Source organism: Deltaproteobacteria bacterium, from assembly GCA_017302835.1.
Lineage (GTDB): Bacteria > Bdellovibrionota > Bdellovibrionia > Bdellovibrionales > Bdellovibrionaceae > UBA2316.
On sequence record JAFLCC010000029.1, the window covers coordinates 1 to 13,993 of the forward strand.

Genomic DNA, 13,993 nt, shown 5'->3' on the forward strand with positions numbered 1-13,993 from the left:
TTTAACAAATATCACTGCGACAGATGCGACGAAATTACCCTTGGCTGGTGGTACGATGACTGGGCCTCTGGTGAATAATTCAAACTCTGCTTCGACAGCTCTAGCAGTGACTCAGGCTGGTGCTGGGCATGCGGCGACCTTTATGGGTGGGAATGTAGGGATCGGGACTGCGAGTCCAACAAACTTTGTTCAAATTACTCAACCAAACTCTAGTTCAGGATCAACAATGTCTAAGGCCTTGGAGGTCATTGGTGGCTTGAATTCAAGTGGATTACTTCCTGGGATTGGTGGTGGTGTCTCTTTTGTAGGTGGAAGTGGAATGACAGGTGGCGCTATCAGCTTAACAGGCGGAACTGCTACTGGAACATATCCCGCACCTGGCGCATCGCTCACGTTGAATGGTGGATATTATGCTGGGGGTGGCGGAAGTGCGAACTTGGCTGCGGCCGATTCTTATAATGGCTTTCAAGGAGCTGACGTTTCAGTTTCTGGAGGAAATGGCTCTTCACGTGGCTTTGTACTTTTAAATAAGAATGGTGGAAACGTCGGAGTGGGCACGACGAGCCCGACTTCCCCCCTCCATGCTTATGGCGTCAATGCAGGGACAGGAATATTTCAAGTCGAATCATCAACCTCGGGAGTCGTCTTCAAGGCGGGCTCGTCAACTGGCGCTATGGTACAGATGGTTGGCGGCGGCGGAATAGTTAGTGTTGCCGGAGGGCCAGGAACTGGCCGTCTCAACGTAGGATCGTTGACCTCCAATTCGGTATCACTTGCGATAAATGGGATTGTTGGGCAAACGGCAGACCTTTTCCGCGTTGATACTACAACGGGAACTACGGGAAGTGCATTTAAGATAGATTCCTCAGGCAACGTTGGCATCGGGACGGCAAATCCCACGGCAAAACTTGATGTAAATGGAGAGATAAAAATTGGCAATAGTGCTTCCAGCTGCAACGGTACAAATGAAGGTCAACAACGGTACAATGCGACAAGCAAGGTCATGGAATTTTGCAATGGGACTGCTTGGACATCTTTAAGCGGCGGAACGGTGCCTGCCGGAACATGGTGTGGACATCGCTCTGTCTATTATAGCGGAGCTTCCACGTGGTCCACGCCGACTGCCGGAACTGTTTCAAGCGATTGCAGTGGGTCGACGCTGACAATCAGCGGAACTCAGGCGGCACCGACCTTAGGTGGTTGCCCCGCTGACTATACAGCAACTTTGATCCGGACCGGATATGATGGAACCGACGGATTTCATTATTTTGTCTTAACTTGTCTGAAAAACTAACTGTCGAGGTCGTCGGCAACGTCGGTATAGGAACTACATTGCCACAAACGACACTCCAAGTTGCTGGAATTATTTCACCAGCGGTAGACAATACCACTACTCTTGGTAGTGCGACCTATCGATTCACAACAGTCTATGCGACTAATGGTACAATTAATACTTCGGATCGTCGTGAGAAAAAAGATATCTATGACACCAACTTGGGCTTAGATTTTATTAACAAATTGCGCCCTGTTTCCTACCGCTGGAATACAGGAATTGATAACGATGTTCACTATGGCCTGATTGCCCAAGAAGCAGAACAGGTCATTGATGAGATTGGCAAAGGGGAAAAGACCTCTATTGTCACTCACGATGAAACAACAGATCGTTATGGCGTTAGGTACTCAGAACTCATTTCGCCGCTAATTAAGGCCGTTCAGGAGCTTTTCACTAGGATTATGGGCGTTGAGGCTTATCAAAGCACTCAAGACCGTGAGATTGCTACTGTGAAAATGGAAAATGCAACAATCAAGCAAGAAAACGCTGAACTTAAGGCGCGCCTTGACCAACAAGAAAAAGAATTTGCGACACAAAAAATGGAATTGTCAGCGATTAAAAAGAAACTTGGACTGTGATAAATCCAAAGATTTAGGGCCCCATCGGTAGTCGTATACAGGTGAAGCGTTAAGAGGATGGGTCACTGTTAAAGCTCGTCGCTGCCGCAGCCGCAGGCACAGCCACCGCGCGACCTGAAACGATCGAGCCATTTGCTGGCGAAAATGAGGTGATGATTGGCGCTATTGTATCAACGATGTTTCCCATTGTTACATTCAGACTTGCATGGGCAGGATTTCCAGATGTGTCTTTTGCGATGGCTTTAAATGTGACCACTCCGTCCGGATAAAGCGTCGTATCTAGATTCGTTGAATAGGGAGACACGGTCATCGTGCTGATGAGGGTCGAATTTAGAAAGAGTTCAACCTTACGAATTGCGACATTATCCACAGCACTGATGCTTATTGAAGTAACTCCACTGATTTTTTGAACCAGCAGATGGGGCTAAAAACGAAACGGTTGCGCTTGAGAGTCCAAGACTGGAGCTGCTATGGCAGCGGCAACCTTTCTGGCTGCGTTAATGCGGCCCATTCCATAGAGACCATCCCAGCCAATAGCACCCAGGTCATCGGCATTGGCTTTTAGGATATCCTCCGCTTGATTAGCGCCTAAACCAGGATTCGCAGAAAATATTAAGGCGGCCACCCCTGCCGCAACGGGTGAGGCAAAGGAAGTTCCACTGACATAATGTGACTCAATTTGATCCTACAGTCCTACTTCAACTGATGACGTCAGCTGCCACTTCGGCTTTATTTGCCTAGGCATGGAATATTTCCCTGTCATAATTTGAACATCTAGAATTCGAAACCAAAGTAGCTTAAGGTTGCCAAGTAAATGAAATAACCTTTAGGAGAAAATCATGAAAAATATGACTTTAATTTTGATATCTGCTCTTTCTTTTAGTAAATTCGCACATGCCGATGAACTTCAACAATGTGATACTACCTCTTCTAGCCAAGTTAGCTACGAGAGTGAATCCAGGAAAATTACTTCTATCAGTGGAGAAATTGCACGCGAAGCTTACACATCTTTGCAAGTTACCGAGGAAGCACCAACGGCAGGTACTTTCCCCGAGGATTATTTGGCAAAAGCTATTATCTCTGCAAAGTACTCTGATACAAAAGCATGCTGGAAGATTCAAATTCCTTCATATTTGAATGGAACCTACACAGGCCCTAGCAATTGCCTTTCATATAGTTGCAATCTTATAGAAAAATTTTAATCATTTGTTGAAATCATTTTGTCTGGGCCATGAATTGACCAAGCTCTTGGCGTAAATGTATTTCAGCATAACCATCAAATGATCGTGTCAGAAAAACGTGTTTTAGTTGAAAAATAACCGTAAGGCACGTTGTCAAGATGCCAGCGAACTCTTTCTAAAAGCCATTCCATCGTGTAAAGAGCCGTTCCTTTTTCTGGGCCGAGCACCTCAACAAGAGTCTGTCGCATTCGTGTTGCGACCAACTCAATTTTATTTATTAAAATTGGGTCAATCTCACGAATCTTAACATCAGACTTTAGAAAGCTATTCATTGAGCATTTCCACTTAGCGAGCCACAAGAATAGTAGTAAACATGATGGCATCAGCTATTGAATGGGTTAGCCAGGCCAATTTTATTGATCTAAATATCTGAAATTGTATCGCAATAGCCCCGCCCCACAGCGCCGTAAGAAAAACTCCAATCCATCCTTGTGGGAATGCGCCGCTAAAATGAAGACCACCAAAAAGTATCGCCTGGAAAAGTATAGTAAACCAAGGCGAAAAATCTTTATTTGTCTGCGATTGCAGCAGACCACGGAAATATACTTCTTCTCTAAGTCCATTTACTGCTGCCATCAAGAATACTAAAATAGGCATTGCCCAAATTGGAAGCTCTGGAATTGGCCACTGCTTAGCCACCTCTTTGTTTTCCATAAAGTACCAAAGAAGAACGGCAACTGATGGAATATTTATTATCAAAATTGATAGAATCTGAGATTTTGTAAATGGAACCTTCCAACCAAGAGAGATACTATTTTTCCGATCGAAAAACTTTAGATACAGGAATCCAGCGGCTGCCATTATATAAAAATCAAGTGGCCACTGTAAATACGTTGATTGGGAGCAAATCCAGCTGAGGAAATGGGTAATTGCAACAATCACAGCCAAATTAAGCCCAAGACGAAACTGTGCATGAAAAAAGCAGAGCACACCAAGGACGCAGATTATAATTGCCGCCCGCTCATGCGTTCGCTCGATCCAAAAAAAATACGTAAAAAAGCTGTAGAAAAGTAAAGCTATGACTTGAAAAATTGTCTTCATTTTCGAGAACGTATCATTTGTTTAATTGAATGCTATACCCACTGCTTCAGTTGAAATTCTTCAAAATCGCACCATCACCGCAGAACTCAGGGTATTTTTTTGCTTTTCCAATTAATAATTCAAAGAAGATCCTCAGTGCTCAATTCAGCAAGTTTGCATAAAAATTCACTAGCTTCGTATTCTCCCAATATTGTCTTAACAGCAAGGTCGATCGGATCACCCAGTAACCCAACCCGAATTATGGTGGCCTGTACATTTTTCGACTCGTTTGAAGACTCGCTATCATCCGTAACTAGGTGTTGTTCTTTGAGTTTAGGATAAACAAAGTCCATGAGTTTTAAGTCAATTTTGATCTGATCTGGCAATGACAGACTGGGGTATTTTTCAAGAATACTACGTAAGGGATTATAGCTGGATTTTAGGGAGTTTAAAGCGGTTATTGTGAATTTGTTGAAAAATGAAAATAATCCCGTGGTAAAAACAGCGATCACTCAAAAAATAGTGCATAAAATTATTGTGAAAAGCGATGAAGTGGAAATTTTCTTTTTCGTTGGTGAAAAACATTACTAGCGAGAGCTTGCCATAGCTGGCTCTCGTTTTTTACAAATGGCTATGAGCAGTGATGGGATTAATAAAGACATAGCGCCAGAAAAAAGGCGCACTTCGGCTCTCCCCGTTTTTCATGGGAACCCGAGAACTGCTGAAATTTTAACTTTGAAACCGAACTTTTTTATGACGCTGGTTCAAACAGCTTAAAAATTGGTAGCCCTGTCCCGACAACCTGCAATCTCAGTCAAGTACATGATTTCATTGAAATCACGGTCCATCTAATTTCCCAGGAAAACCTTGATTTGCGGGCTTTTTATGAAAAAGGACTTTCGATAGATGAAGTTGCTGATCGATTTGGGTTACCCTATTCCACCGTGCGACGACAGCTCCTCCGTCAAAAAGCGACGCTCAGAACAAGAAAGTCCGTCAGTTTTTCTATAAATCAACGGCAATCTTTTAAGAATTCAGCGGCTCCACCGTATGGCTTGGGAAATGGCACAATCCGAATTTGAGAGCTTCGAGGAATCAGAAGGTAATATTATCTCATTTGATAATGGCAAAACTTACTACTGGACTTTGCAACTAGAAGATCTGGTTAGTAATTAAAAAATCATAACTGAATTTCTACTCACGGCGGTCCGAACCGCAGAGGATTGGGCAGATTTAGTTTAAAATTATCGCCTAAACCTCAGTATTTGTTAGACTTTAGGCCTAATATTTTTAATATTCATACAATATTGCAAATACTTTGTATGATTGTTAAAATAGTAAAAATGAACAAGCAATTTAGAAAACTACTTAAAAATCGAGCTTCCTTTACCTCAAAAGAAGCAAAAACTTTTGGAATAAGCGCTAGTCAGCTTGCCTACTATGTCAACATTGGAATTCTGGAGCGCATTTCACGGGGGCTCTATAGAAATCCCCGAAATGATCTGCAAGTGCCTACTCCCTGGGAAGACCTAGTTGCTACAGTCAAAAGTATTCCAAAGGGCGTGATTTGTCTGGTATCAGCCCTAAATATTTATGAAATGACGGATGAGTTTTCAAGGGAACATTGGATTGCAGTTCCCAACAACGTTTGGCCAAAAAAAAGAAACCATACAAAAATTATGAGACTAAGCAATATGTCGCTGGGAAAAATAAAAATCAAGCTTGGCAAGGAAAGTGTGTGGATTTTTGATCAAGAAAGAACCGTCATTGATTCCTTCCGTTTTCTATCTAGGGAACTAGCCATCAAAGCCCTAAAAATTTATTTGCAAAAGACACCGACTCATAACCCGAATTTTAAAAAACTATCTCGCTATTCAGAAAAGCTGCGATATGATATATCCCCCTATACTGAGGCTATCACCACATGACAAAATCAATTGAAAGATCCGTTAAAGACCGAGTAAAACAAATTGCTCAAGCACAAAATAAACCCTTTGCCGTTATCTGGCAGAGTGTGATTTTAGAACGCTGGCTAGTTCGGCTGTATAATTCCAAACACCGGGATACTTTTATTTTCAAAGGAGGAATGTGTTTAGATCAATATTTATCCATTCACCGTGAAACTAAGGATTTAGATTTTTTAGCCAAAGGACTTTCCTCAAATCTTGAAAACGTTTCCAAAATTGTTGATGAAATTAATCAATTCGACGCTAATGACGGAATAAAATTTTCATCGGCAAAAGTAAATAGTTTGAACCATCCACATATGAACTATCCCGGATTTGAAATCTCAATGAGAGCCGAACTTGGGCAAACAAGAACTCCGGTAAGAATTGATATCGGCATCGGGGATATAGTAAAACCAGAAAACATCACAATCCAACTTTGTGAAAACAAAGGAAGTCCTCTTTTTGAAAAAGAAATCCAACTTTGGGCTTATCCCGTAGAAACCATTTTTGCTGAAAAACTTGAAACCGCCGTTAAACGGGATGCCTTAAATTCAAGAATGAAAGACTACCATGATTTGATTTTACTGATTCAATCAGAATTGCTGGACACAAGAAAAACTTTGACCGCTGTAAAGCAAACTTTTAAAAACAGAAAAACCGATCTTAAACAAATAGGTCCATTTTCCAAATCACAAATGGACCGCCTTGAAAATTTATGGACCATACACCATAAAAAATCTAATTTCTTAAAAGATGTTTCTATTTCTGCATCATTTAAAGAAGTCTTAGATACCGTCAACGACTATTTATCTAAACGTATTTAAAAGGCCAGGGAATAATTTGAAAATTCCTAGATTGAGATAATTTCTCTAAAAAAATCTCAATTTTGGAATGTGTTAATAATTTCGTCAAAATATGAGACAAATGTAATTTTTAGCTAAAGCTCTGGCAAGTTTGACCGATCCATAACATAAGTATGAAATGTTCAAGGTTACTAGTTATTTTGTTACTTCAATTTATATTTTCGGGCTGCTATATGCATGCCTCCATCACACCTCTTGACGGCAGTTCGGGTGTCCCCTTAGTTCCATTTAGCAAAGTCACTTCGCTTGAAAATGTTTCTGGTTCAAGCAATTACGTTGCTACCGCGGCGAGTGGATTTAAAATCAAACAATCTGCCGGGTTATTAATTAATAAACAGCTCGCTGCCACTCAGAATGGCTACCGAGTTTACTTACACGTTAATGGCCGCATCACCTCTGGAGAGGAATATCAATGAGCTGGTCAATGAAAACCCTTTTCTTTTTATTTACGTTTTTTTTAGCGACAACTAGTTTTGCCAACAACCCTGGCGTGTCTTACCAAGGACGCATTTTTAAACCTGATGGAAATCCTCTTGAAGGAACAACAGTTCAATTTCGCATGCAGGTACGCTCGCCTGGTTCAGAAAACTGTCTGCTTTATGAAGAAGTTCAAACTTTAAATATGGCTGGCTCTTCCGGAGTTTTTGCCCTCACTCTAAATGATGGCACTGGTACAAGACTAGATACAGCGACTTATCAAGTAGACCGCATTTTTGCTAATCGTGAAACGATGACCTTGGATACCACTCGCTGTGCATCGGGCACTACTTACGCACCCAACTCTTCTGATGGGCGTAAACTGGTAGTGTATTTTAAAGATGAAACCATGGCCGCCTATGAGGCGATGCCGCTGATGAATTTAAATTATGTACCACAAGCGATGTATGCCCTCGAAGCACAGAAAGTAGATAAATTTGCGGTGAGCAATATTTTGCGCGCGGTGGATGTTAGTGGCAATCCGGTGGCTGCTCCGGCGCTGAATCCGACTCAGTTAACAAATCTAAATACTCTGCTTGCGACTCCGGCAGCGAATTATGTGCAGACTACCAGTAATGGCAGTGTTGCGCTTCCGGTTGTTGCGGGAAATCCATCCAGCGGTCTTGCTGCTGGGCAAATCTGGTATGACTCTGGATCTAACGTGATGAAATATTACGATGGTGCTGTGAAAACTTTTGGTACTAGTGGCGGTGGTCTTTCCAGTGTGGGGTTGACGCTTCCGGCGATGTTCAGTGTTACTAACTCACCACTGACTGCTAATGGCAGCATCACGGCTACCCTTGCTAATCAGACAGCTAATACTGTTTTCGCAGGACCTGCCTCTGGCGGCCCTGCAGCTCCGACATTTCGTGCACTAGCTTCTACGGATTTACCGATCACTGGCGCTACGGGGACTTTTGTTAATGGCGGTAACAGCTTTGGTGTCGCGGGGAACATCGGTACCAACGATGCATTTGATTTGAACTTGAAAACTAACAATACTACTAAGATGACGATTCTTTCTAATGGGAATGTAGGGATTGGTACGGCGACTCCAACTTCTGCGCTAGATGTGGGAAATGGACAAGTTAAAGCAGGATCTTTCTCCTCTGGCCCAATAGGTCTAACTGTAAATGGCGTTGGACAAAATAATACTTTTCTTAGAGGAATCTCTTCAACCACTGATACGACAGTGCTGATTGGTTCAGCCTCGGGAGGAGTGGGAGGTTACATCAATCTTTGGGATGCGACGATAACACAAACAGTTCGTTTAGCTGGCAGTGGCGATTCTTACTTAAATGGTGGCAACGTCGGGATAGGAACAACGACGCCTTCGAGTGCATTGGAAGTCAGCGGCGATATCACGGTTTCGAAAAATGTTGGTGGTCGAAGTCTGAATATTGCCAACACGAATGTCGACGGCGAAAATGCTACGTCGTTCTACATAAATGGAGCTCATGCAAATGGTGCAACCGCAGCTCAGGGAGGCGGCATTCATATATCTTCAGGTACAGGCAAGCTCACTGGCAACGGCGGCACGCTCGATTTGTCTGCAGGCACTAGCGGCAACGGTGGCGCAGGTGGTCCTGTGAATCTCCTGGGGGGAACCGCTTCGGGTGATTCATCATCGACGGGTGGAGCTGTAAATATACAAGGTGGCTTGGGCAAAACCACCGGAGGTGCGGTGAATATCCTGGGTGGATTCACGAACACCGCCGGATCAAGCAGCCCTGCTGGCAATGTCAACATTACTGGAGGTCTAGCCATTGCTGGAAACAATAATGGTGGCAGCATATTTCTGAATGGCGGCCCAAAATCTGGAACAGGATCCGTTGGAAATATCATAATGGGAAATATAGGTGGCAACGTGGGTATTGGCACGACAACCCCCTCCGCAGCACTTCAGATCGGTGGCAGTGGACGAATATTAGTTCCTAGTGGAGATTCCTCTTCGCCATCCTTTTCTTTTACCGGATCAACAAACACTGGATTGAATTTAGACTCTCCGAATGTCATGAGCTTTGTCGCTGGCGGTTCGGCAGCGCAGATTTTCTTAAATGCATCAACGACTCCAGCCAGCCTGAACGGTTCAGATTCTGGAACTTTTCGTTTGTCATTGACCCCAACGAACTCCAATCCCGCTTATTCCTTTAAAGATGACAACAACACAGGCCTGCAGAATCCGGCAGCTGATACGATCTCGATAGTTACTGGTGGTACAGAACGAGCCCGAATTGATTCCTCTGGCAATGTCGGTATAGGAACTACAGGCCCTTCTACGAAGCTTCATGTTCTTGGCTCTTTAGGTGCCACAATAGCTACTTTTGCTGATGGTGGAGCTACAACTTGCACAGTCACCCCAGCATCAACGGGCTTTGCTTGCTCGTCTGATGAAAGGCTCAAAAAGAACATCGAAACTTTTTCAGATGCCGCTTCTTTAGAAAACATTTTGCAACTTAGAACTGTGACTTATGATTGGAGAAGTGTGGATAATGGACGTCACACGGGATTCATTGCTCAAGAGCTTGAGAAAATCGCTCCAGAATTCGTTAGAACGGGCGAGGATGGCTTTAAGCAAGTAAACTATACTGGGCTGGTGCCTTGGATTACGGGGGCTATAAAAGCGTTTTACGCGGAATTTAAAGCACTCAGTGTTGAGGTAAAAACTTCAGACGAAAACAAATCACGGGAAATTGCTTCCGTAAAATCTGAAGCAAATTCCAGGGCTGATAAACTTGAGGCACAGAACTCAGCGATCAAGCAAGAAAACGCTGAACTTAGGTCGCGTCTTGATCAACAAGAAAAAGAATTAGCGGCAATCAAAAATAAGCTCGGATTATAAAAATAGAAATTGCTTAAAAACTGCCCAAAAACACCCATTTTCTCCAACTGCGAGTCGTAATTCCGTAATGATTACAGCTTGTTAAATATGGAGGCCTCAAAAAAGTGACCAAAAACACCGTGTTTTTTACGGTCACCACCAAAAATTGGTCATTTTGGGTGACTAATTTGATGCCTCCTCCCCTTAAAAGATTTATGGCCTCATCGGTAGTCGTTTATAGGTCAAGCGTTTAGAGGATGGGTCACTTTTTTAGTGTCTCCTCTGCCACAGTCACTCAAAATTTAAATATTGGTGAAAAAAAATGGCACTCTGAAAACATTTTTATATTTTGGCTGCAAAACTCTTAGCAAAAGAGTCTCTGGTGCGCCTTGGTCTTGAGTTAGTCTGCCCAGTTTGTTTGATCACGTTTCGTTACTGCGAGCATTGCTGGCGCGGTCATAAATATTGTAGTCCCGCTTGCAGCCATGAAGGGCGAAAAAGAAATCGTCGAATTACAGAAAAAAAATACTGCTCAACAGATAAAGGAATCTTGAGTCGCCGGAAAAGGCAGAAAAATTTTCGTAGTCGCAAAATACTGGGATTAAAAGTAACTGATCACTCTCCCCAAAGTGATTCCTCTAAAATAAACAGTTCGCAGCTCAACAAAGAGGTTTCAAAAAAGTGTTGCAGCTGTTTGAAATCAATTCAACTGATTACGCCCGGAGGCACGACTGAAGATTCAGAAGAAAAAAACTATTTCTCATTTGTTCGATTTCTCTCAAAGAATGATTGCATTCGTTCTTCCAGTTGATCAGAAATCCATACTTAAAAGTTTTCTGCTCTTTAGGTGTTTTATTAATATTGCGATTAACAATTATATATCACCTTCAAGTTTGATCGGAGCATATGTATGAACAGCGGCAAATGGAATCGAAAACCAAAAAGAATTCTTGAGAGTTCAGAAAAAGAAAATTTCTCTAAAAAACTTGGCTTAGAAGAACCCTATAAAGTGAGTCGGATAAGACCTAAGAAAAAGAAGCGCAAACACCCAGGCTACACACTTATTCCCAAACATCAACATTGGATTTTTAACAGCAATAAAATTAACGGAGGATAAAATGGATAAAACGAAACTAGATCGCCAGATGAAGAAATTTGAAGGTTACTTAATGGTGGATCGTGGCCTAGCGAAAGTCACTGCCAATGGCTATTGCAGAACTGTCAGTATATCGTTACGACGAATGAAAAAATTTGTTCCACAGTACACAAACATAAAAGAACATATCGGCTGGATGTATGATAGAAAATATAGCTACAGTCATGTTGTAAACTCTTCCCTGGGGCTAGAGCATTATACTCGTTTCAAAGGCCAAGCGATAAAACTGGCTCGACCAAAGAAACCAAGAAGACTAATTAAAGATGTTATGACTGAGTCTGAGGTCTCGCGTCTACTTTTGGCTGCCAAAAATATCCGAGTTAAGGCCATGATTTGTTTGCTTGCGTACTCGGGAGTTAGAAATCTAGAATTATGCAACTTGAAGTTAGAGGATATTGATCTCGGTGCAAACCAAGTCACAGTGCGCGACGGAAAGAATCGACAGGATGGAGTTATAAATATTTCCGCAGAGTGTACTCGCGTTCTTATTGATTATTTAAGATCCCATCCTAGAGAAAAGGACCAATTTCTTTTCACAACACTTCTTAAGAACAATCAATTAACCACAGGTGACGTAAGGAAATCACTCAGAACAACCGCATCACGAGCACAAATCGGGCGACGCATATTCCCCCACCTTCTTCGCCATAGTTTAGCTACCAACCTGCTCAATAGAGGGGCTAGCCTCATGATGATCCAACAACAACTTCGACATCGATTTATTGAATCGACCATGATTTATGTGGTTTCCAGACCAATTAGAAATAGATCTGAATATGATTTTCATAAGCCAGCTTATATGTGAGATACAGATTTCCCCTGGTAGAAACAACAGTGTATTTTTTTCTTTTTAAATGTCGCTTAAAAACAATAGGCCTTGTGTCGCAAAGGCTCTTGGCGGTTTTCCGCCAGTTCTTACATAGCCTAAATCATTGATTAAGCATGAATTCTCTGCGTTTCTATACTTCGAATTAGGCAGTCATGAAAAAAATACTCTATCTGTCTACCAATTGAACTACATTACTTTAGTCTAAATGGATTTAAAACGACTGCCATGCTTTTTTATATACTCAAAGGTGTGGTTCTCTTCATGGCACTATACTTGATTAGGAGATATATTGGGGGGTACGATTGCAACACAATATTCTTTTGGTCGATGACGATCTAAATATCAGAAACTCTATGGTGGCTTTTCTTAATGACGAAGGCTTTTCTGTTCGTGCAGTTGAGAGCGGCGAAGAAGCCATTGCCATTATCAGGCAGGGTATTAATCAGTTTTCTTTGGGAATGATAGATTTTCACATGCCGGGGATGAGTGGCCCTGAAGTTATAAAAGAAATTAAAGCGCGAGAACCCAATCTAGCAATTCTAGGTTTTTCTGGCGATGATTCCGTTGAGGCCCACAATCAGTCTTTAGACTCTGGCGCGGTATTTTTTGTTGAAAAAGACATAGGCAACGCCAAACTACTGGGTATTATTCATCGTCTATGTCGTGAAGTTGAAAAGCGAACAAAGCCCGTTGCTTTGTTTACTGAAAATGCAAATAGAAAACTAATCGAGAGTGTTGATATGGTCGGCATTTCGAATGCCCTGGCTGACACCGCCAATCTGATATTGCGTTTTGCCTCGTCCAAAGAAACTGTTCTTATACGTGGAGAAAATGGAACTGGAAAAGAAAAAGTAGCCCGTGCGATCCACAAACATTCTCCGCGAGCATTAATGCCTTTCATCGCTGTCAACTGTGCTAGTATTCCAGAAGCCTTAATTGAATCGGAACTTTTTGGACACGAAAAGGGGGCTTTTACTGGTGCAAACCGAACACGAGTTGGTTTCTTTCAAGCGGCAAATGGTGGAACCATTTTTCTGGATGAAATCGGCGAGTTGCCAATGCATCTTCAGGCGACACTCTTGCGAGTGCTTCAAGAAAAAACAATAATGCCAGTGGGATCAAACATCGCAAAAAAAATTGATTTTCGATTGATTGCCGCAACAAATGCACCCATAGGAAGCATGATTGCAAATAGGCAATTTCGAGAAGACCTTTTTTATCGGCTAAATGTTTTGCCCATCAATCTCAAACCACTGAGAGAACGCCCAGAGGATATCTCCTATTTGGCAGAAATTTTTATCAAAAGAGCAAATCAAGAAGAGCGTAAAAATAAAATTTTGCTTGAGGCTACTGTAGAAGAATTCAAAAAAATGCATTGGAAGGGAAATGTAAGAGAGCTTGAGCATTGTATTAAACATTTGGTCAGCGCATCGGTCGGCGATTACCTAGATTTAAGTATTCTTAAAGATAGAATTTACGTGGCCAATAATACTCAGAAATTATCCGATATCAATTCAATAAAGGCGGTGCGCGAAAATGAAGATAAAATCCTGATCACTGAAACTCTTCAAAAATCAAAATCTATTTCTGGCGCCGCAAGGGCAACGTCCCGAAAGTGGTAGAAATTAAAAAGGGAGCACTCCATAATGATTTAACTTAAACACATAAATCATTAATAACAAAGGAGAACTCCCTAATGCGAAAAAGTAAGCCATCACAAGTAAAA

At 42.1% G+C, this 13,993-nt stretch carries 16 protein-coding genes; 11 read left to right on the plus strand and 5 right to left on the minus strand.

Going from position 1 to position 13,993, the window contains the following annotated elements; all coding sequences use genetic code 11:
- Nucleotides 1-1,294 (plus strand): hypothetical protein (locus J0M15_16580; GenBank protein ID MBN8538667.1); only part of this gene is annotated, 1,294 nt, incomplete at its 5' end.
- Between the two features lie 38 nt (nt 1,295-1,332).
- Nucleotides 1,333-1,911, plus strand: coding sequence for a tail fiber domain-containing protein (locus J0M15_16585; protein ID MBN8538668.1), 579 nt, complete (start codon nt 1,333-1,335; stop codon nt 1,909-1,911).
- A 49-nt stretch (nt 1,912-1,960) separates the two neighbouring features.
- Here the strand turns inward: J0M15_16585 and J0M15_16590 are convergent, their stop codons facing one another.
- Both J0M15_16590 and J0M15_16595 read right to left on the minus strand, forming a co-directional pair.
- Nucleotides 1,961-2,281, minus strand: coding sequence for a hypothetical protein (locus tag J0M15_16590; protein ID MBN8538669.1), 321 nt, complete (start codon nt 2,279-2,281; stop codon nt 1,961-1,963).
- 54 nt (nt 2,282-2,335) lie between these two features.
- Complete coding sequence (locus tag J0M15_16595) at nt 2,336-2,590, minus strand: S8 family serine peptidase (GenBank protein MBN8538670.1); 255 nt, start codon at nt 2,588-2,590, stop codon at nt 2,336-2,338.
- Nucleotides 2,591-2,750: 160 nt separating this feature from the next.
- Here J0M15_16595 and J0M15_16600 point away from each other — a divergent pair, with 160 nt between their 5' ends.
- Nucleotides 2,751-3,113, plus strand: a complete 363-nt coding sequence (locus J0M15_16600) for a hypothetical protein (protein ID MBN8538671.1) — start codon at nt 2,751-2,753, stop codon at nt 3,111-3,113.
- Between the two features lie 74 nt (nt 3,114-3,187).
- On the opposite strand, the gene J0M15_16605 is transcribed toward J0M15_16600, so the two are convergent.
- From J0M15_16605 to J0M15_16615, 3 genes are all read right to left on the minus strand, one after another.
- Nucleotides 3,188-3,424: a hypothetical protein gene (locus tag J0M15_16605; GenBank protein ID MBN8538672.1), complete on the minus strand. Its 237-nt coding sequence runs from the start codon at nt 3,422-3,424 to the stop codon at nt 3,188-3,190.
- Between the two features lie 13 nt (nt 3,425-3,437).
- Complete coding sequence (locus J0M15_16610) at nt 3,438-4,193, minus strand: CPBP family intramembrane metalloprotease (GenBank protein MBN8538673.1); 756 nt, start codon at nt 4,191-4,193, stop codon at nt 3,438-3,440.
- 119 nt (nt 4,194-4,312) lie between these two features.
- On the minus strand, nt 4,313-4,684 hold the full coding sequence (locus J0M15_16615) for a hypothetical protein (protein ID MBN8538674.1): 372 nt from the start codon (nt 4,682-4,684) through the stop codon (nt 4,313-4,315).
- Nucleotides 4,685-5,044: 360 nt separating this feature from the next.
- Between J0M15_16615 and J0M15_16620 the strand changes: the two genes are divergently transcribed.
- From J0M15_16620 to J0M15_16655, 8 genes are all read left to right on the plus strand, one after another.
- Nucleotides 5,045-5,254: a sigma-70 family RNA polymerase sigma factor gene (locus tag J0M15_16620; protein ID MBN8538675.1), complete on the plus strand. Its 210-nt coding sequence runs from the start codon at nt 5,045-5,047 to the stop codon at nt 5,252-5,254.
- A gap of 261 nt (nt 5,255-5,515) precedes the next feature.
- Nucleotides 5,516-6,100, plus strand: a complete 585-nt coding sequence (locus tag J0M15_16625) for a type IV toxin-antitoxin system AbiEi family antitoxin domain-containing protein (protein ID MBN8538676.1) — start codon at nt 5,516-5,518, stop codon at nt 6,098-6,100.
- Nucleotides 6,097-6,945: a nucleotidyl transferase AbiEii/AbiGii toxin family protein gene (locus J0M15_16630; protein MBN8538677.1), complete on the plus strand. Its 849-nt coding sequence runs from the start codon at nt 6,097-6,099 to the stop codon at nt 6,943-6,945. The genes J0M15_16625 and J0M15_16630 overlap by 4 nt, the downstream gene beginning before the upstream one ends.
- 152 nt (nt 6,946-7,097) lie before the next feature.
- A complete protein-coding gene (locus J0M15_16635; protein MBN8538678.1) occupies nt 7,098-7,400 on the plus strand; it encodes a hypothetical protein in 303 nt (100 codons plus the stop codon).
- Entirely contained in the window at nt 7,397-10,303 is a 2,907-nt protein-coding gene (locus J0M15_16640; GenBank protein MBN8538679.1) for a tail fiber domain-containing protein, read from the plus strand. Before J0M15_16635 ends, J0M15_16640 begins: the two co-directional genes overlap by 4 nt.
- Nucleotides 10,304-11,192: 889 nt before the next feature.
- The gene (locus tag J0M15_16645; protein MBN8538680.1) at nt 11,193-11,399 is read left to right on the plus strand and encodes a hypothetical protein; all 207 of its coding nucleotides are present in this window, start codon (nt 11,193-11,195) and stop codon (nt 11,397-11,399) included.
- A gap of 1 nt (nt 11,400) precedes the next feature.
- Nucleotides 11,401-12,243: a tyrosine-type recombinase/integrase gene (locus tag J0M15_16650; GenBank protein ID MBN8538681.1), complete on the plus strand. Its 843-nt coding sequence runs from the start codon at nt 11,401-11,403 to the stop codon at nt 12,241-12,243.
- Between the two features lie 326 nt (nt 12,244-12,569).
- On the plus strand, nt 12,570-13,889 hold the full coding sequence (locus J0M15_16655) for a sigma-54-dependent Fis family transcriptional regulator (GenBank protein MBN8538682.1): 1,320 nt from the start codon (nt 12,570-12,572) through the stop codon (nt 13,887-13,889).
- Nucleotides 13,890-13,993 lie beyond the last annotated feature (104 nt).

Bases quoted from the DNA above. Each gene is read 5' to 3' on its own strand.
- J0M15_16630 (MBN8538677.1), top strand. From the start codon at position 6,097: ATGACAAAATCAATTGAAAGATCCGTTAAAGACCGAGTAAAACAAATT.
- J0M15_16650 (MBN8538681.1), top strand. From the start codon at position 11,401: ATGGATAAAACGAAACTAGATCGCCAGATGAAGAAATTTGAAGGTTAC.
- J0M15_16610 (MBN8538673.1), bottom strand. From the start codon at position 4,193: ATGAAGACAATTTTTCAAGTCATAGCTTTACTTTTCTACAGCTTTTTT.
- J0M15_16635 (MBN8538678.1), top strand. From the start codon at position 7,098: ATGAAATGTTCAAGGTTACTAGTTATTTTGTTACTTCAATTTATATTT.
- J0M15_16645 (MBN8538680.1), top strand. From the start codon at position 11,193: ATGAACAGCGGCAAATGGAATCGAAAACCAAAAAGAATTCTTGAGAGT.
- J0M15_16600 (MBN8538671.1), top strand. From the start codon at position 2,751: ATGAAAAATATGACTTTAATTTTGATATCTGCTCTTTCTTTTAGTAAA.
- J0M15_16625 (MBN8538676.1), top strand. From the start codon at position 5,516: ATGAACAAGCAATTTAGAAAACTACTTAAAAATCGAGCTTCCTTTACC.
- J0M15_16605 (MBN8538672.1), bottom strand. From the start codon at position 3,424: ATGAATAGCTTTCTAAAGTCTGATGTTAAGATTCGTGAGATTGACCCA.
- J0M15_16640 (MBN8538679.1), top strand. From the start codon at position 7,397: ATGAGCTGGTCAATGAAAACCCTTTTCTTTTTATTTACGTTTTTTTTA.